Source organism: Acinetobacter sp. (assembly GCF_036666595.1).
GTDB lineage: Bacteria > Pseudomonadota > Gammaproteobacteria > Pseudomonadales > Moraxellaceae > Acinetobacter.
Genome location: NZ_JAVWVO010000008.1, coordinates 11,475 through 29,399, shown reverse-complemented (window position 1 = coordinate 29,399; position 17,925 = coordinate 11,475). Strand labels below are relative to the sequence as shown.

Sequence of the window (17,925 nt, the reverse complement as noted above, 5' to 3'; positions counted from 1 at the left end):
GATCTTGCATCAGGATGTCGAGAAGATGTAGGTACAAGAATTGGAGAGAAAAAATATAACAAAATAGAAAAACGCACTAAGGCTGTTATATTTTTTGAACTGTTTTTATGATCTATTCATTTTTATTACTTCATTAAAATATACAGAAAGTTTGGACGCTGAGTTAGTTAAAAAATGTTATTCAAAACCCGCATAACGTATGGTTTGAAATAGCGTCGTTTGAAGCGAAACTTTAACGAGGGAACTTCATTATGAAGGACAGCTTCAGTAGCAAAAGCTGAGGTTTTGCTGAAAGCAATCGAACCGAGTATGTGCGAATATTCACACCTATAGGATAATGATATTGCGCTATCTATTGTGATTTGAAGGTAGTTTGAGATCTAAAAATAGCTCTAAAAAAGGGAGTCATTAGACTCCCTTCAATATAGATAGTTTAACGCGCAAGGAAAGTTGCGGCTTCATCAATTAAATCAGCAACGGCTTTGGGTTGAGATGCAAGTGAAGCATGACTGGCATCTAAAGAAATGACTTTTTGAGCATTTAAGCGTGAAGACATCATGGCTTGGTTTTCAGGGTGAATCATGCGGTCTTCAGTTGAAATTTGGTACCAAGATGGCTTGGTTTTCCATGCTGGGTTTGAAATGGTATCGCCAAAGGTACTGGCAACAGGGGCTTTCTGGGTGATGCCCATGACCAGTCCTTCATCATTCGTTAAGTCCTGACAGAAGCTTTCATGGTATTTATCGGCTTTAACCCAAAGGTATCCGTCACTGTCGGGTTCTAAGTTGGGTGCACCCACAGGTAAATGTTGCTGCGTAATGCCACCTGGGCTTTCACCAGTATCGGGTGCAAAAGCTGCAATATAAACTAGACCTACAACATTAGGTTGGTTCCCCACTTCAGTAATGACCGCACCTCCATAGGAGTGGCCAACTAAAAGTACATCACCTTGTACTTGTGCAATCATTTTACGGGTTCGTTCGACATCATCCGCCAAAGAGGTGAGCGGCAGTTCAACTGCGCGTAGGGCTTCGTAACCTCGGTGAGATAGGTCAGTAATGACTTTCGACCAATGGGCAGCTCCGCCCCAAAATCCATGTACTAAAATAATTGTTGGCTTCTTATTCATCTTCTCATCCCTAGAGTAAAAATATGATCTTATCGTTAAAAATATGGCCGTGCTAGATTGGTTTTATGGATATCTGTAAAAGTTAATTTAACTAATTGTAAGTTAAAAAAATATAGATAAAAGACTTGGAAAAATGTCAATTACACTAAAAAATTGGCATTTTATGTGATTAATATTTTATTTTTTCTATAGATTTTATTGATGAAGTGAAGTTTTGGATGAACGCATTTTTATCGGTGAATTAGGTGCTTTAAAAGGCTACACTGTCGCCAGAGTAACCTCAATAAAATCAACTAGTAGATACTCAAATCTTAGAAACGGTAACCAATCCCTAAATACGTCACAATTGGGTTAATTTCAATTTTACTTTCACCTTTGAGAATGCTATCACGCGGACTGTTCGGATTAAATAATTGAGTATTACCGATGACGTTTAACTCAGCTTTAGTGGAAAGATGGGCATAACTTACAGAGGCTGTAGCAAACCAGTCTTGATTAATATTGTAATCTAAACCTGCAATCACAACGGGTGCAAAAGCATCGTCAACCTTAATTTTTCCAAGCTCAGGTTTTAATAATGCTAAGAGTGGATCGCTATTCAATTCAGCATTTACATTTGGATCTGCTTTAACATCACTAAAATGTGCATACATGACCCCAGCACCGACATAAGGACGGAGTTTATTGCTGATTGCCCCAAAATGATATTTGGCTAAAAAGGTCGGGGTATAGGCATCTGTGGTCGCAATTTTATCAAATTTATCTAAATTAGCAGCGGTACGTTCTGTACCTAAAATAGGAATGGTAATACGTCCTTTTCCAGAAAGTTCCATTTCAGGCGGCGCACCTAAAACCAATTCAAGAGACACATTATCATTCACAAAATAATCGAGCATCAAACCTGCGGTGTCGGCATCCTGTACCTCAAAACCAGCTTGAGGGGATGATGCAGCAGTATTGGGGATCAAGGGTGCTTTCTCTGTCGTACTGCCGTATACACCTTGTTTTTCACTTTGAGGCATTACATGTAACCAGCCTGCTGAAACACCCCATGTTTTTCCATCAGAAGTGGTAGCTTGAGTGGCTGGAACTGCGCAAATAAAAGCGATGGGTAACACAGTTTTTAAAACTAACTTCATAATATTACATTCCTTTCTTAATTTTTTTTCTAAATTTCCTAAAATCCTATAGGAAATCTGTTTTAGATATTATTTACTGTTTGGTATAAAATACATATCGAGATACAAAAAATAACATATTGATTTTAAAGCAGTGTTTTTGCTTTTTCTTACTTCTGTTTTTAGTTTTTATAAAGTATTTATTACTGATAATCATTTTTTGTGGTGTTCAGTTTTCAAAAAAAAGCAGAGCTGAATTTCCATAATGTTATAAGATGAGCAGGCTGCGCTGAAAGATTGATTTTGGGGAAAATTGATCTGTTATCAATAATTAAAGCAGCGTGTTTCATTGTTTCAAATGAAGCTTGTTTTTTAGGGTTTAAAAATTGAATTTGGCGATGTTCCACTGGTCACTCATCTCAACAAGAAATGGGTGAGGTGAGGTACATGGCTGATTTTGGGTGGGTATAAATAGAGTGCATTTGCATGAAAAAAATTAGATATTTTTTAGTTTTGACTACAGTTTTGGGGATGAGTGCTTGCGGGGGCGGTGAAGGTGACCAGTCAACAACAGCAACGGTAAAAGATGTTCAAAATGAAGTGCCTGTAGCCGTAATTCAGTCAACGCAAGAAAGTGCTATGGTTGGCGATAGTATACTTTTAGATGGTTCTGAAAGTACTGATGATAGTGCGACCACATTGAACTATCGTTGGGCGGTTGTTAAAAAGCCAGAAAATAGCTTTCCCAGTCTTGGTGCCAGTACAGATAAAACATTTCATTTTATTCCAGACCGTGCTGGAGATTATGAACTGAGTTTAATGGTGAATGATGGTCAACAAGACAGTCAAACCACCACGATTAAACTACAGGTCTTCGCAAGAAATACAGAACAAGTTGTCAATCCATCTGATGTGATACCAGACCCAGAAAATGATGATGAATTGGTCGACAATACGGAAGAAAAGGGCAAGGTTATTTTTCGTGATGGCTTTGAGACGGGGACGATTCGTGTCGACAAATACAGTAATGATCTGTCGACGTGGAATGCAATGGCTCTCCACTTTGAAAATCGTAGTTCAGCAACGATAGTTAAAGATCCAGCTGGTACAGGACAGAATGTTGCCAAATTTGTCGTGCCTGATGATGGTCAATGCTATCGCGCGGAAATACAACGAAAGCAATTTGGTTGGGGCCATTACAACTATTCTTTTTCTCATTATATTCCCTCAACATGGCCCGCATTTCAGTATGGAACAATATTGGCGCAGTGGCATGGCTTTAACCTAAATGGCAAGGATTTGAATCCTCCAATAGCCTTGGTGCTTTCAGGTCTAAAACCTGAATGGCAGTTACATGTATATGAGTTGAAGCCAATGACCTCACCATTAGCGGTTCCAGAAACGCTTTTGAAGCGTTATGTCTTAGATGTGCCTGTGGCGTATAACCAGTGGAATGATTGGAATTTTGATATTCAATGGTCAGAACTTGATGCAAACAATCAACTGATTCCCGGGAAAGTAGTGGTGAAACACAATGGAAAAGAAGTAGCCAACATCAGTGGGGTCAATAATTACCATCAAAAGTGGTCACCTTATTTCCAAATGGGCATTTACCGTTCAAGTTGGCGTGAAGGGGCACTGAAGAACCGTGTAATCGTGGGGCAGCCTGTCGAGGCTTACCATAAAAACGTGGTGATTAAAGATCTTAATTAAGATTTCGTTTTTATTTAAGTGATCATTTCTTATCACTAAAAAACCGACGGCTCTCACGTGAGAGCCGTCGGTCTAATCTGGTTTGAAGTTAGGTCATTACCACATTATTTTAAAATTAAAGGTTATTGCTCAAATCGGCTTGAGTGTTCATCGACTTATCTTGAGCATGCTTTCCCCAGTTAAACTTCTGTGCACAGATGCCTAATCCAACAATAAACAGAGCAAGTAAGCTGGTGTAAGTCACTTCTTTGAAGTAGGTGCCTTCCACAAGCATGGTAATGAGCGCGCCAATGATAAAGGCGATGGCAAGATAAGTGAGCCAAGGGAATAACCACATTTTAAAGTCAATCACTTGTCCTTCAGCTTCTAATTTCTTACGCATACGTAATTGTGAGAAGGCAATGGTCAGGTAGACATACAACGCTGCTGTACCTGTTGCTAACATGAAGATGTCATAGACATTCATACTTTCAGTTGCAGTAAGGTACGTCGCCACCAGAGCAAATAATGACGAGACCAGAACGCCCATCCATGGACTACCATTACGGTTGATTGAACCGAAGCTTTTCGGTGCATCGCCACGTTTTGACAGTGAAAATAACATCCGCGAACAGGTATAGAGCGCCGAGTTAAAGCAGCTACATACCGAGGTTAGGACCACAAAGTTTACAATGTGTTTTGCTTCTGGAATGCCAAGTGCTGACAAAGTCACACTATAGGTTCCCCAAGTTGGATCTTTTAACAGTGGATTATTATGTGGAATTAGGCAGACGGTAATAAACATTGAACCGACATAGAACAACATAATCCGCCAAACCACAGAGTTAGATGCTTTACGGATTTCACGGGCTGGATTTTCTGATTCTGCTGCCGCCACCGTAACAATTTCAGCACCGATATAGGCAAACATAACTCCAAGTAAGGCGGTGATGACTGCCGAGAAACCATTCGGCATGAAGCCATCAGCAGTTAAATGCGTGATTCCTGATGCACTTGCTTGACCCCATGGCCATAAATGCATGATAGCCAAGCTACCAATCACTAAGAAAATCACAATCGCAATTACTTTGATGAGTGCAAACCAAAACTCAAATTCACCATAGTTTTTGACATTTTGTAAGTTAACCAAAACTAAGGATACAATCACGACCAACATGTAACCCCAGATCGGGATAAAGGGAAACCAACTGTTGAGAATTTTACCTGCGACATAGGCTTCCCAGCCCATCAGCAAAGCCCAAGAACACCAATACAGCCAGCCAATGGTAAAACCAGCCCAACGCCCAATGGCACGATCTGCATAGGTTGAAAATGACCCACTGTCTGGATTGAGAACGGCCATTTCACCCAGCATACGCATGATTAATAGGATGAGTAATCCACCAAACGCATAGGCCAAAACTGCAGCAGGGCCTGCCGAATAGATAACATTTCCCGAGCCGATGAACAGTGAACCACCAATGACACCTGCAATCGAGATCATTGTAAGATGACGCGACTTAAGTCCATTTTTTAAGCCTTGAGATGCATCCGGCACAGCGCTTTGTTTAGGTGCTTCCATATAATTTTCCTTAATCTTAAGGAGGTAGTTTCAAAATGGGGCAAAGCCTTTTCGGACTACTTTTCCTTTAAAACTGTAACCGAGTGATCAGAGGCTTTATCATTATTAAGGCAAAAATGAATAAATCTGATATTCCTGCCAAAGTGTGAAAAATCACACTTTGGCTACAAAACGGTTACATGTTGTTTATGTATGCACCTAATCTCTCTTTTTTGTTCTCAGTAAACGAGAGCCATTTTTCAGCATTTCGAAGGAGCCAATTGCAGCTAAAATGTGAAAAGCTGGGGAGCCAATGTTTACTCTCATCTCAATAATTTATAGAATGAAGCAGCAAAAATCAGCTTTGTAACTGCGGCTTTAGTCGCAAGTCGAATGCTTGTAGAAAAGCTTAAGTATCTAATTTATAAAAATAATCAACTCAGCGTACGAATTCCTGCATTTCGCAGACATTTGAGTAACACACCAAAAGCCACCAATATTTCCTGTTCACGGACACAGGCAAAGCCCAATAGTAGTCCTTTCTGCCGTGTTGAATAATGCTTGGTATAGTATTGTGACAGCGCCCGAACTTTCACGCCTTGATCAAGTGCATTGCTGGCAATCAGCACATCATCCATGTTGCTAGGCAGCTTTAAAATCAAATGTAAACCAGCAGCGGTATTATATTCATGCAGGAAATCTGCCCCAAGATGACGTGTAATCAGGTCGATTAAAAAGGCGTGGCGCTTGCTATAGAGTAAACGCATACGACGAATATGGGCTTCATAATGGCCCTCACGGATAAACTCCGCCAAGACTTTTTGATCTAATAAATGCCCGCCTCGATACAACTCCGATGCCACAATACGCAGCGGTGAAAACAGCTTTTTAGGTACCACCAAATAGCCAATGCGCAATGCAGGGTAGATGGTTTTACTGAAGGTTCCCATATAAATGACAGGTGCATCTGGCTCCAAACCTTGCAAAGAAGGGAAGGGCTGACCCGAAAAACGGAACTCACTGTCATAGTCATCTTCCACAATCCAGCTTTTATGTTGCCGTGCGATGGCAATCAGTTGTTTACGACGTTCCAAACTTAAGTGCGAGCCTAAAGGGTACTGATGTGAAGGCGTCACAAAAATCAGTTTAGGTGGGATTTTAGGGTCTAGGTCAGGAATAATGCCTTCTTGATCGACAGGCAAGGAGCGTAGATTCACGCCATTAATGCGTAAAATATTACGTGCCCCCCAATAAGCAGGATCTTCAATCCAGACCTCATCGCCTGGGTCACTTAAAGTCCTTGAAACCAAATCAATCGCCTGATGTGTCCCTTCTGTAATAATGATTTGGTCTGCATCGCATTGCACCGAACGCGCAATTTTGAGGTATTCCGCCAGTTCTTGGCGCAGCTCTAAACAACCGCCCGCATTGCTATAAATGAGACTGTTGATTTCGGGTTCACGGCTGAGGCGGGTCTGAATACGGCTAAAAATATGGTGCGGAAACTCTGTGACATCGGGTGCACCAGGCACAAAAGCGCCCCATTGGTAAGGCGATGCAGCTGAATAGCCGATGAGATAGGAACCGCGTTGCGACAAATTGTAATTCTGCTGGGTCTTTTTTTCTTGAGCTTGGCTATTGGTATTTTCAGCTTTGACCAAAAAGGATTCAGGCAGTTTTTCAGCCACCCAAGTGCCTTGGCCTGTACGTGCTTCAACATAGCCTTGCGCTTGTAATTGTTCGTACGCACTGAGTACGGTGTTGCGTGAGACTTTAATTTCTTTGGCTAAGTCACGCGATGCAGGTAGGCGAGTTTTGGGTGCGAGCACACTGTCAATAATGGCGTTGCGTAAGCAGCGAAACAACCGCAATTGTAGGGTTCCGTCAATATCTTGCTGTAATCGTTGCAGTAAATAATCTCCAAGCAAGCTACGCAATTGGCTCTCTCCTACAATATTAAAATGGCTTTTCGTGAGCGATTACCATAAATGCAAAATTATCTCGTCAGGCAGCCGTTGTAAAGCATTTCGCTTGTAGACGTTGGAAGCAAATGCCCGAGACTAAGGGGCTGGAAATATACACAAGTCGCATCCAAAGCAAAAGTTTTTTTAGATGATTTACATAATCGAATACAACGGCTTGAAAATACAATTAGAAAAGCCTAAAGAAGGACATAAATGGTTTCTGGGTTGGCCTAGTCATTTGCTGAATTTTGGGCTTCTTTATCATTTTTGGTGATTCGATTGAATACCGTAATGGCTCTCTTGAATAAGTATGCTTTTTTTAATGGATATTTTTTAAGTTATTTATTTTTATCAAATAAATATTTTAGATGGAAAATAATTATAAAGGGGTAGGGTGAATTGGCTCCATCTGTCTGATGAAAAGTGGCTCTCGTCTAGTGCCAATAAAAGCGCAAAATGCAATAAACCCCACGTCCTTTGTATATCAGCAAAAAGCATGATCGGGACGCTGAAATTTTATAAATGTATGAATCAATAATGAGGATACAAAATGGACAGTAAACACTCTGCACTGAACGCACGTAAACTAAAAGCGACTCCTCGTGGCGTTGGTGTCATGTGTCAATGGTATGCGGAGAAAGCAGAAAATTCCACCATTTGGGATGCTGAAGGGAATCAATATACAGACTTCGCGGGTGGTATTGCGGTACTGAATACAGGTCACCGCCATCCTAAAATTATTGCTGCTGTTACTGAACAATTGACTAAATTCACCCATACAGCGTACCAAGTTGTACCGTATGAAAGCTATGTTTCTTTAGCTGAACGTATTAATGCACGTGCGCCAATTGCTGATGAAGCGAAAACAACATTCTTCTCTACTGGTGCTGAAGCTGTAGAAAATGCAGTGAAAATTGCACGTTCTTACACAGGTCGTCACGGCATTGTGACTTTTGGTAACGGTTTCCACGGTCGTTCATTTATGACGATGGCAATGACGGGTAAAACTGCACCGTACAAACGTGACTTTGGTGTGATGCCTTCAGGTGTTTTCCATGCACGCTACCCTGTAGAATCAAAAGGCATTACTGTAGATGCTGCGATTGAAAGCATTGAAGACATTTTTGCAGAAGATATTGCGGCACATGATGTAGCAGCTATTGTGCTTGAGCCTGTGCAAGGTGAAGGCGGTTTCAACGTTGTTCCTGCAGAATTCTTAAAACGTTTACGTGCACTGTGTGATCAACACGGTATTTTGATTATTGCAGATGAAGTACAGACAGGCTTTGCCCGTACTGGTAAGTTATTTGCCATGGATCACTATGAAACCAAAGCGGATTTAATCACGATGGCGAAAAGTCTTGGTGGTGGTTTCCCAATCTCTGGTGTAGTTGGCCGTGCTGAAGTGATGGATGCACCAAACCCAGGTGGTCTAGGTGGTACTTATGCAGGTAACCCCGTGGCTGTAGCTTCTGCGCATGCCGTACTGGATGTGATTGAAGAAGAAGGTCTTTGCGAACGTGCAAATGTATTAGGTGCAGAGTTGGTTGAGGTTCTGAATGAACTAAAACAGTCTTCGACTACAGTCCAAGAAATTCGTGCGTTGGGTTCAATGGTCGCGATTGAGTTGGAAACGGCGGATCAAGCGAAAGCAATTCAAAACTATGCAATGCAAAATGGCTTGCTTATTTTGACCTGTGGTCGTTATGGTAATGTGATCCGTTTCTTATATCCTTTAACGATTCCTGCAGAACAATTCCGTGCTGGCTTAAATATTTTAAAACAAGGTTTTGCACTTTCTGCTGCAGCATAATTGAAGAGTAATGATGATGCTTCAAGCGCAATATAAAGATTTATTACAGCATCCAGATATTCGTTTTGATGTGCCTGAAAATGGCGGTTACATCGAAGTCAAAGATGCGGCAACACACGATACCTTGGCATGGGTGAAATCCCATGACCGAGCGTCGGTTGAGCAAGTGATTGCTCGTTCTCAAAAGGCACAAACTGCGTGGAAAGCGCAAACAGCGCTACAACGTGCTGATGTGCTTTGGGCTTGGTTTGATTTGATGCAGGAAAATAAAGAGTCATTGGCTCAGATTTTGACTGCTGAACAAGGTAAGCCTTTAGCAGAAGCACGTGGTGAAATTGGCTATGCTGCTTCATTTATTCGTTGGTTTGCAGAACAAGCCCGCCGTATCGATGGTGAAGTTTTAACACCAACACTGCCGAACCAGCGTTTGTTGGTGATCAAACAGGCGATTGGGGTTACGGCCGCAATTACACCGTGGAATTTCCCAGCAGCAATGATCACACGTAAGGCCGCACCTGCAATTGCCGCAGGGTGTTCAATGATCGTGAAGCCTGCTGAGCAAACGCCTTTAACGGCTTATGCTTTAGAAGTGTTAGCACTGCGTGCGGGTTTGCCACAAGATGTGTTATTACACATCAGTGGTGATTCAAGCGAAGTGGGTAAAACACTGTGTGAAAGCGACACGGTGAAAAAGTTGAGCTTCACAGGTTCAACTCAAGTTGGTCGTATCTTGATGCAACAATGTGCGCCAACCATCAAAAAACTGTCTTTAGAATTAGGCGGTAATGCACCTGTTTTGGTGTTTGATGATGCCAATCTTGAGCAAGCGGTACAAGGCATTATGGCCAGCAAGTTCCGTAATAGCGGACAGACTTGTGTATGTGCCAACCGTATTTATGTACAAGACGGTATTTACGATGCCTTGGTTGAAAAACTGGCAGTTGCTGTCGCGAACCTAAAAGTGGGCGATGGCCGAGTTGAGACTTCAACCCAAGGCCCGCTGATCGATGAAGCCGCGATTGAAAAAGTACAGTCGCATATTGCTGATGCCATCAGTAAAGGTGCGCAGGTTAAAACCGGTGGTCAACGCTCAAGCCTAGGTGGAACTTTCTTTGAACCGACACTTTTAACGGAAGTGACGCAAGAGATGAAAGTCGCGAAAGAAGAAACTTTTGGTCCATTGGCACCGCTATTCCGTTTTAAAACGGAAGAAGAAGCAGTGCAAATGGCCAATGACACTGAGTTTGGTCTTGCAACTTACTTGTTCACTCAAAACACAGCACGTCAGTGGCGTGTTGGTGAAGCACTTGAGTACGGTATGGTCGGTATCAACACGGGTGCGATTTCAAATGAAGTAGCTCCCTTTGGTGGTGTGAAGCAGTCTGGCTTAGGTCGTGAAGGCTCTAAATTTGGTATCGACGAATATCTCGAAATGAAATATTTGTGCGTGGACTTATCTGTTTAAGTCAGTCCAGTAACCATCAGTTAAAGAATCAGCCTTGCCCATTCAAGGCTGATTCTTTATGGGTGTATATTGGGGAAGAGTCGATCTATTTTAATATATTGTATGGTCTAGTCATAATCTTCTTATAATTCGAAGCTATGAGAGGTGAGGGTTGATAAATCTAATAAGATCACTTTTTGATTTATGAAAGAGGTTTAAAAATTATCTCCTAAATTAAGCTTTCATGTTGGTTGATTTAAGATCAAAAGAATTGACCACTTTTTGATTTATGAAGGAGATTTACTATTTGTTCTTTGGCGAAACCCACATTTTTGGCATTCCTATGACTAAGTTCCAAAAAATATAAGTAATCGCGTAAAACATTAATGCACCTAGTATCCATAAACCCAACATAGAATTCGTGAATAATATATAAAATGCTCCTCCACGACCTATACTATCCCCACCTTCTAACATAACAATAAAGGGTAAAATAATTGCTACAGGTGATAGACACACATTCAATATTGAAACTAAAAACCTCTTAGGAATTGGGTGGTTTAGCATTTTATGGTCATAAAGCAAATACGACACTATTAAAAATAGAGTAGGAAAAGAAAAGAAATACATTAAAAGTATGTAAATCCAAGCTCTAACCTCAATAATATTTAACAATGAAAAATCAATATAAAATGGAAAAAATCTTAATATTAATTCTAAATTAATCAACACTATATCTTTATCAAAAAAAACAAGAAGAAACTCAGATGACAATACCATAACTCCACTAAATAAAAATGAAGCCTTTAAATCAAAACCTACCTTACTCGTTTATCAGCATAATAACCAAACCACAATAAAAAAATATTTGAATATTGATATTTTATTTATTAAGCCTGCTCTGTACATTAAATAGACTTATTTTTAAATATAATTAAATTCAATATTATTTAAATTAATATACCCAAAAAATAATAAAAACCTCTGATTCTCATACTCCACTACACCTGAAATCTGTTCCATGTATTGCATGAGTTCTGGTGTTTTTTCTGCTTGAATCATTTTTACAGTTCGAGATGGATCAACCCCATCAAACTGACTATAAAATAAAGGCTCATCACGCTTTAAAATGAGAACATTTGAAGTGTCATGCCATTCAAACCAGCACAGACCAAATCAGTGGTCTAGACTAAGTATGGGTGGAGAAACGACCGCCAAGTGTCGAGCCTATCAAAGGATTTTTATAATAGCCAAATGCATCTAGTGGGATAGTGCACACTATTTTATTTTAGATAAAACAATAAGATAACTTGGATTAATAATGTTAAAGATTCACACTAACCGCTCAAACAAAGAAAAATTTGATCCTTATGAATTATATATTTTTAGTTCAGCATCCAATTTACAACGTCTTTTGATCTTTAAGGCAACAGGCTAGAGAGAAGTATAAATTTTCCAGATTGTCTTTATCTACTTTAAACTTTATAGGTAGAAAGCAAAATACTGGTTTCAGTGTTATAAATACCTGAAATATTTCGAATTCGTTCTAAAATTCGATCAAAGTTTTCTAAACTGTCGGACTTTAACTCTACCAACAGATCCCACTTACCATTGGTGCTATGCAAGGTATGCACGGCAGGGTCGATTCTGAGCTCTTTGACCACCGCACTCGTCTTGGTGCCTTCGACCATAATATTCATCCAAGCACGGATACTATTTTTCTCAGTCCCCGGTTTAATCCGCACCGTATAGCCTGTAATGACGCCACTAGTTTCCAAATATTCAATACGCTTTTGTACCGTATTTCGAGAGATACGAAGCTTGTTAGCAATCTCGGTAATCGAGATACGTGCATTGTCTTGCAGTAAGCCGAGGATTTGGCTGTCCGTATCATTCATTTTGATTTTTCCTATTATCAATTTGATGAAATTTATTTCATTTTAATCAAAATTACAACTTTTTCGGCGCAATTTGATTTTTCATACTATGTGTATTGAGAAGCACTCACATGAGCGTTACATCGAGCTGAGGCGATGTGTTCTGCGGGTGATGTCTCATATCTATTTAATGGATTTGATTCACCAAATTTTCAAAGGGAAACATCATGTCTTTGTCATATGAAATGGACAATAGTGGCGCTTGGCAGACCTATCTTGCACAGATTAACCGTGTTGCGCCATATCTGGAAGACGACTTAATTCCATTCATCGATACGTTAAAGCGTCCAAAGCGCGCTTTGATTGTTGATGTACCAATCGTGATGGACGATGGTTCGATCCAGCACTTCGAAGGTTATCGTGTACAGCACAATTTGTCGCGTGGACCGGGTAAAGGTGGTATTCGTTATCATCCAGACGTAGAACTCAATGAAGTCATGGCACTCTCAGCGTGGATGACGATTAAAACTGCGGTATTAAACTTACCGTATGGCGGCGCCAAAGGTGGTGTTCGTGTAGACCCCCGCAAATTGTCTCCACGTGAACTTGAACGCTTAACTCGCCGTTTTACCAGCGAAATTAGCCTAGTGATTGGCCCACAAGTCGATATTCCAGCTCCAGATGTAGGCACCAATGCAGACATTATGGGTTGGATGATGGATACCTATTCAAGTATCAAAGGTCATACCGTAACAGGTGTTGTGACCGGTAAGCCTGTGCACTTGGGTGGTTCTTTAGGCCGTGTACGTGCAACAGGTCGTGGCGTATTTGTGACTGGTTTAGAAGTTGCTAAGAAAATCAATCTCGCGCTTGAAGGCAGCCGTGTAGCGATCCAAGGTTTCGGTAACGTGGGTAGCGAAGCGGGTTACTTATTCCATAAAGCCAATGCGAAAGTGGTGTGTGTACAAGACCATACAGGCACGATCTTTAATGCTGAAGGCATGGACGTTAAACAGTTACAAGACTACGTTGCGATTCATAAAGGTGTAGCAGGCTTCCCAGATGCCACTTTAATTGAAGACGAAGCGTTCTGGTCAGTTGAAATGGATATTTTAATTCCAGCGGCTTTAGAAGGTCAGATTACTGCTGAACGTGCACAAAAATTGACTGCAAAATTAGTCTTAGAAGGTGCGAACGGTCCAACGTATCCAGATGCAGAAGACATTCTGCTAGAACGTCAAATCACGATTGTACCTGACGTACTGTGTAACGCAGGCGGTGTAACCGTGAGTTACTTCGAATGGGTTCAAGACATGGCGAGCTACTTCTGGACAGAAGAAGAAATTAATCAACGTTTAGACAAACTCATGGTGTCAGCAGTTGAAGACGTTTGGTTCACTGCAAGCGAAAAGCAGTGCAGCCTACGTACAGCAGCATACATCTTGGCGTGTAAACGTATCTTAAAAGCACGTAAAGAACGAGGAATTTTCCCAGGTTAAGGGGAAGTTCCGTGCCCTTCGGGGCACACCACATTATTAGAAAGAACAACATCAGATTTATTAAGGACGAACAAACCATGAACCAGAATAGTCAACCCGCTCGCCAAGATTTTAATCAGTACATGGTGCCAGTTTTTGCACCCGCTCAGTTTATTCCTGTGCGTGGCGAAGGTTCTCGTTTATGGGATCAGCAAGGTAAGGAATATATTGATTTTGCAGGTGGTATTGCGGTCAATGCGCTTGGACATGCTCACCCTGTGGCGGTTAAAGCTTTGGTCGAACAAGGTCAAAAGCTATGGCACATTGGCAATGGTTATACCAATGAGCCTGTACTTGAGCTTGCAAAACAATTAGTTGATAACACCTTTGCAGATAAAGTGTTCTTCTGTAACTCTGGTGCAGAAGCCAATGAAGCGGCTTTGAAACTTGCGCGCAAAGTGGGCCTACTTTCAGGCTCTACACGCAAAAATAAAATTATTGCATTTAAAAATGCTTTCCACGGTCGTACTTTATTTACTGTTACGGCAGGTGGTCAACCGAAATATTCACAAGATTTTGCACCGCTTCCAGAAGGTATCAATCACTTACCATTCAATGATTTAGACGCAGTATGTGAAGCGATTGATGCGGATACGTGTGCTGTGATTGTTGAGCCAATTCAAGGTGAAGGTGGTGTAATTACGGCAAGCCCTGAATTTTTAAAAGGCTTACGTGAACTGTGTGACCAACATGGTGCGGTACTTATTTTTGATGAAGTACAAACAGGTGTCGGTCGTACAGGTGCTTTATATGCGTATATGAACACGGATGTGACCCCAGACATTTTAACTACAGCCAAAGCACTTGGCGGTGGGTTCCCAATTGGTGCCATGATCACAACAGATAAGTTTGCCAACATGTTTGTGGTGGGTGACCATGGTACGACTTATGGTGGTAACCCATTGGCGTCTGCTGTCGCCAATGCCGTATTTGGTTTGATCAATACCCCAGAAGTGTTGAATGGTGTACGTACACGTGCGCAAATTTTTGCCGATGGTTTAAATCAGTTAAATGCACGCTATGGCCTATTTGAAGAAATTCGTGGTCAAGGTTTATTAATTGGCTGTGTACTGAAAGCTGAATATGCAGGTAAAGCCAAAGACATTGTGACTTTAGCGGGCGAAGAAGGCTTATTGGCACTGGTTGCAGGTCCAAATGTCGTTCGTTTCACGCCATCATTAATTATTCCAGAAGCAGATATCGAAGCAGGTTTACAACGCTTTGAACGTGCGCTCGTGCGCTTTGTTGGCGCGTGATAGGCCACTGGTTATGATGATTGTTAGACATGCAGAGCATCGAGATTTAGATGATATCTACATTCTGGCGGGGAAGTCTGGCATTGGCCTGACTTCTTTACCCCAAAATAAAGAGATCTTATCGGCTCGTATTGCACGCACGCAAAAGACCTTAGCCGGTCAGGCAACACCGAGTGAGCAGGGTTATTTATTTGTCCTAGAGGACACCTTGTTACAACGAGTGGTTGGCGTCAGTGCAATTGAAGTTTCAGTGGGTTTAACTGAGCCTTTCTATAACTACCATGTGGGCAAACAAGTCCATGCCTCACAAACTCTGAATGTTTATAAAACCTTAAATACGCTGTTTTTAAGCAATGACCATACTGGTTGTAGCGAACTCTGCACGCTGTTTTTAGACCCAGAGTACCGCAAAGATCAAAATGGAAAACTGCTGTCGAAGATCCGTTTTCTGTTTATCGCAGCTTTCAAACAGGCTTTTCAAAATAAGCTGATTGCAGAAATGCGTGGTTATTCGGATGAAAATGGTCGTTCGCCATTTTGGGATGCCTTAGGCCATCACTTTTTTAATATGGATTTCTCGACTGCGGATTATCTCAGCGGTATTGGACAAAAAGTCTTTATTGCGGAGTTGATGCCACGTTTTCCTGTGTATATCGACTTACTGCCGATGGCCGCGCAACAAGTGATTGCACAGGTGCATCCTCAGACTGTTCCTGCCTCTCGTGTGTTGGAGTCGGAAGGGCTGTGTTACCAAGGTTATGTCGATATTTTTGATGCAGGCCCGACGCTTGAAGCGGAAGTCAGTAGCTTGCGTGCAGTCAAAGAAAGTCACACTTGTGCCGTCAAAATCGTCGACAGCGTTCCAGAAGGTGTAGGGCGTTATTTGGTGGCGAATGATCGCTATCAAGACTATCGCGCGATTTTAATTCAGCATGCGGCTGAGACAGACAGTTTAAGTTTAACGGTAGAACAAGCGCATGCCCTTGGTGTGCAAGCAGGGCAAAGCATTCGTATGTTGCCTTTAGATAAGATGGAGCAAAAATAATGTCACAAGGGAATTTATATATAAACGGGACATGGTCTCCAGCGCAAGGTACAGCATGGGACAAACTCGATCCTGTTACGCAAGAAACAATTTGGCACGGTGCAGAAGCAACAGCTGAGCAAGTTGAACAGGCTTGTCAGTCTGCACGCGCAGCATTTGCTGCTTGGGCACGCCGTCCTTTAGTTGAGCGCCTTGAAATTATTCAACGATTTGCCAGCTTGTTAGAACAAAACAAACAACAGCTTGCAACGATTATTAGTCGTGAAACCAGTAAGCCGATTTGGGAAACGTTGACTGAAGTCCAGTCAATGATTGGCAAAGTGGCGATTTCAGTACGTGCTTATCACGAACGTACAGGTGAAAGTCTGACGGAAATGCCAGATGGTGCTGCGTCTTTACGTCACCGTCCGCATGGGGTGTTGGCTGTATTTGGCCCGTATAACTTCCCAGGTCACTTACCCAATGGTCACATTGTCCCTGCGCTGATTGCGGGCAACACTTTAGTATTTAAACCAAGTGAATTGACGCCGTGGACTGCGGAAGAAACCGTGAAGTTATGGCATGAGGCAGGCTTGCCTGCGGGTGTGTTGAACTTGGTGCAAGGTGGTCGTAGCACAGGTGAGGCACTTGCGCAGTCGCATGAAATTGATGGTTTGTTGTTCACAGGCAGTGCTAATACCGGTTACCACCTGCATAAACAATTGGCTGGTGCTCCAGAAAAAATTCTCGCTCTAGAAATGGGCGGTAACAACGCATTAATTATCGACGAGATTACCGACATTGATGCAGTGGTGAACTTAACCGTCCAATCTGCCTTTATTTCTGCAGGTCAGCGCTGTACCTGCGCACGCCGTTTAATCATCAAAAATGGTGCTGTAGGCGATGCCTTCATTCAACGTTTGGTTGAAGTCAGCCGTAACTTGGTGGTGGGTCAGTGGGATGCTCAGCCACAACCATTTATGGGTGGCGTGATTTCACTGCATGCTGCACAGCAAATTTTACAAGCACAACAACGCCTGATCGATTTAGGGGCCCAAGTTTTGCTCCCTGTGACTCAAGCAGATGCCAACAGCAGCTTGTTAAGTCCGGGTCTTTTAGATGTGACCCATGTTAATGACGTACCCGATGAAGAATATTTTGGCCCATTGAGCTGTATCTATCGTTATGACCATTTCGATGAGGCTTTGGCACTCGCGAATGCCACTCGATTCGGTTTATCGGTGGGCCTAGTTTCACCTGACCGTGAGCTGTTTGATCGTTTATTGATTGAAGCGCGTGCAGGCATTGTGAACTGGAATAAACCGTTAACAGGCGCGTCAAGTGCTGCACCCTTTGGTGGTGTAGGTGCATCAGGAAACCATCGTGCCAGTGCTTTCTATGCAGCAGATTATTGCGCATGGCCAATGGCATCATTGGAAAGTCAACAGGTAAGCCTACCTGAAAAATTATCGCCAGGCATTGTGCTGTAAGTCGACAAAAGGGAGTTTA

At 42.0% G+C, this 17,925-nt stretch carries 14 protein-coding genes and 1 pseudogene; 7 read left to right on the top strand and 8 right to left on the bottom strand.

The features are described 5' to 3' along the window. Nucleotides 1-433: 433 nt before the first annotated feature. The 3 genes from RR876_RS11215 to RR876_RS11205 all read right to left on the bottom strand — a co-directional run bounded on the left by RR876_RS11215 (nt 434) and on the right by RR876_RS11205 (nt 2,654). Nucleotides 434-1,129 carry an alpha/beta hydrolase gene (locus RR876_RS11215; RefSeq protein ID WP_332477997.1) on the bottom strand — a complete coding sequence of 232 codons (696 nt, stop codon included), beginning with the start codon at nt 1,127-1,129 and terminating at the stop codon, nt 434-436. 311 nt (nt 1,130-1,440) lie between these two features. Then, nucleotides 1,441-2,268, bottom strand: a complete 828-nt coding sequence (locus tag RR876_RS11210) for an OmpW family outer membrane protein (RefSeq protein ID WP_332477996.1) — start codon at nt 2,266-2,268, stop codon at nt 1,441-1,443. Nucleotides 2,269-2,483: 215 nt separating this feature from the next. Further along, complete coding sequence (locus tag RR876_RS11205) at nt 2,484-2,654, bottom strand: hypothetical protein (protein ID WP_332637081.1); 171 nt, start codon at nt 2,652-2,654, stop codon at nt 2,484-2,486. Nucleotides 2,655-2,733: 79 nt separating this feature from the next. Here RR876_RS11205 and RR876_RS11200 point away from each other — a divergent pair, with 79 nt between their 5' ends. Beyond that, complete coding sequence (locus tag RR876_RS11200; protein WP_332477995.1) at nt 2,734-3,960, top strand: heparin lyase I family protein; 1,227 nt, start codon at nt 2,734-2,736, stop codon at nt 3,958-3,960. A gap of 115 nt (nt 3,961-4,075) precedes the next feature. Here RR876_RS11200 and RR876_RS11195 read toward each other — a convergent pair whose 3' ends face one another. Beyond that, nucleotides 4,076-5,521, bottom strand: a complete 1,446-nt coding sequence (locus RR876_RS11195; RefSeq protein ID WP_332477994.1) for an amino acid permease — start codon at nt 5,519-5,521, stop codon at nt 4,076-4,078. Between the two features lie 413 nt (nt 5,522-5,934). After that, nucleotides 5,935-7,437, bottom strand: coding sequence for a PLP-dependent aminotransferase family protein (locus RR876_RS11190; protein WP_332477993.1), 1,503 nt, complete (start codon nt 7,435-7,437; stop codon nt 5,935-5,937). Between the two features lie 577 nt (nt 7,438-8,014). Here RR876_RS11190 and gabT point away from each other — a divergent pair. Together gabT and RR876_RS11180 are read left to right on the top strand one after the other, a co-directional pair. Further along, nucleotides 8,015-9,277 (top strand): 4-aminobutyrate--2-oxoglutarate transaminase, encoded by a 1,263-nt coding sequence (gene gabT / locus RR876_RS11185; RefSeq protein ID WP_332477992.1) that lies wholly within the window; start codon nt 8,015-8,017, stop codon nt 9,275-9,277. Between the two features lie 16 nt (nt 9,278-9,293). Beyond that, nucleotides 9,294-10,742, top strand: coding sequence for an NAD-dependent succinate-semialdehyde dehydrogenase (locus tag RR876_RS11180; protein WP_005400031.1), 1,449 nt, complete (start codon nt 9,294-9,296; stop codon nt 10,740-10,742). 282 nt (nt 10,743-11,024) lie between these two features. On the opposite strand, the gene RR876_RS11175 is transcribed toward RR876_RS11180, so the two are convergent. The 3 genes and pseudogenes from RR876_RS11175 to RR876_RS11165 form a co-directional block, all read right to left on the bottom strand. Further along, nucleotides 11,025-11,495 carry a hypothetical protein gene (locus RR876_RS11175; RefSeq protein WP_332477991.1) on the bottom strand — a complete coding sequence of 157 codons (471 nt, stop codon included), beginning with the start codon at nt 11,493-11,495 and terminating at the stop codon, nt 11,025-11,027. A gap of 150 nt (nt 11,496-11,645) precedes the next feature. Next, a pseudogene (locus tag RR876_RS11170) lies at nt 11,646-12,033 on the bottom strand (hypothetical protein); the annotation flags it as partial. 163 nt (nt 12,034-12,196) lie between these two features. After that, nucleotides 12,197-12,619, bottom strand: a complete 423-nt coding sequence (locus RR876_RS11165; protein ID WP_004981435.1) for an Lrp/AsnC family transcriptional regulator — start codon at nt 12,617-12,619, stop codon at nt 12,197-12,199. A 203-nt stretch (nt 12,620-12,822) separates the two neighbouring features. Here RR876_RS11165 and RR876_RS11160 point away from each other — a divergent pair, with 203 nt between their 5' ends. The 4 genes from RR876_RS11160 to astD all read left to right on the top strand — a co-directional run bounded on the left by RR876_RS11160 (nt 12,823) and on the right by astD (nt 17,906). Beyond that, the gene (locus RR876_RS11160) at nt 12,823-14,097 is read left to right on the top strand and encodes a Glu/Leu/Phe/Val dehydrogenase (protein WP_171500605.1); all 1,275 of its coding nucleotides are present in this window, start codon (nt 12,823-12,825) and stop codon (nt 14,095-14,097) included. A gap of 77 nt (nt 14,098-14,174) precedes the next feature. After that, a complete protein-coding gene (locus tag RR876_RS11155) occupies nt 14,175-15,392 on the top strand; it encodes an aspartate aminotransferase family protein (protein ID WP_332477990.1) in 1,218 nt (405 codons plus the stop codon). A 13-nt stretch (nt 15,393-15,405) separates the two neighbouring features. Next, on the top strand, nt 15,406-16,437 hold the full coding sequence (gene astA, locus RR876_RS11150; protein ID WP_234954003.1) for an arginine N-succinyltransferase: 1,032 nt from the start codon (nt 15,406-15,408) through the stop codon (nt 16,435-16,437). Next, complete coding sequence (gene astD, locus RR876_RS11145; protein ID WP_332477989.1) at nt 16,437-17,906, top strand: succinylglutamate-semialdehyde dehydrogenase; 1,470 nt, start codon at nt 16,437-16,439, stop codon at nt 17,904-17,906. The genes astA and astD overlap by 1 nt, the downstream gene beginning before the upstream one ends. Nucleotides 17,907-17,925 lie beyond the last annotated feature (19 nt).

Bases quoted from the DNA above. Each gene is read 5' to 3' on its own strand.
- RR876_RS11180 (WP_005400031.1), top strand. From the start codon at position 9,294: ATGCTTCAAGCGCAATATAAAGATTTATTACAGCATCCAGATATTCGT.
- astD (WP_332477989.1), top strand. From the start codon at position 16,437: ATGTCACAAGGGAATTTATATATAAACGGGACATGGTCTCCAGCGCAA.
- RR876_RS11195 (WP_332477994.1), bottom strand. From the start codon at position 5,521: ATGGAAGCACCTAAACAAAGCGCTGTGCCGGATGCATCTCAAGGCTTA.
- RR876_RS11200 (WP_332477995.1), top strand. From the start codon at position 2,734: ATGAAAAAAATTAGATATTTTTTAGTTTTGACTACAGTTTTGGGGATG.
- RR876_RS11215 (WP_332477997.1), bottom strand. From the start codon at position 1,129: ATGAATAAGAAGCCAACAATTATTTTAGTACATGGATTTTGGGGCGGA.
- RR876_RS11165 (WP_004981435.1), bottom strand. From the start codon at position 12,619: ATGAATGATACGGACAGCCAAATCCTCGGCTTACTGCAAGACAATGCA.
- RR876_RS11210 (WP_332477996.1), bottom strand. From the start codon at position 2,268: ATGAAGTTAGTTTTAAAAACTGTGTTACCCATCGCTTTTATTTGCGCA.
- astA (WP_234954003.1), top strand. From the start codon at position 15,406: ATGATGATTGTTAGACATGCAGAGCATCGAGATTTAGATGATATCTAC.
- gabT (WP_332477992.1), top strand. From the start codon at position 8,015: ATGGACAGTAAACACTCTGCACTGAACGCACGTAAACTAAAAGCGACT.
- RR876_RS11155 (WP_332477990.1), top strand. From the start codon at position 14,175: ATGAACCAGAATAGTCAACCCGCTCGCCAAGATTTTAATCAGTACATG.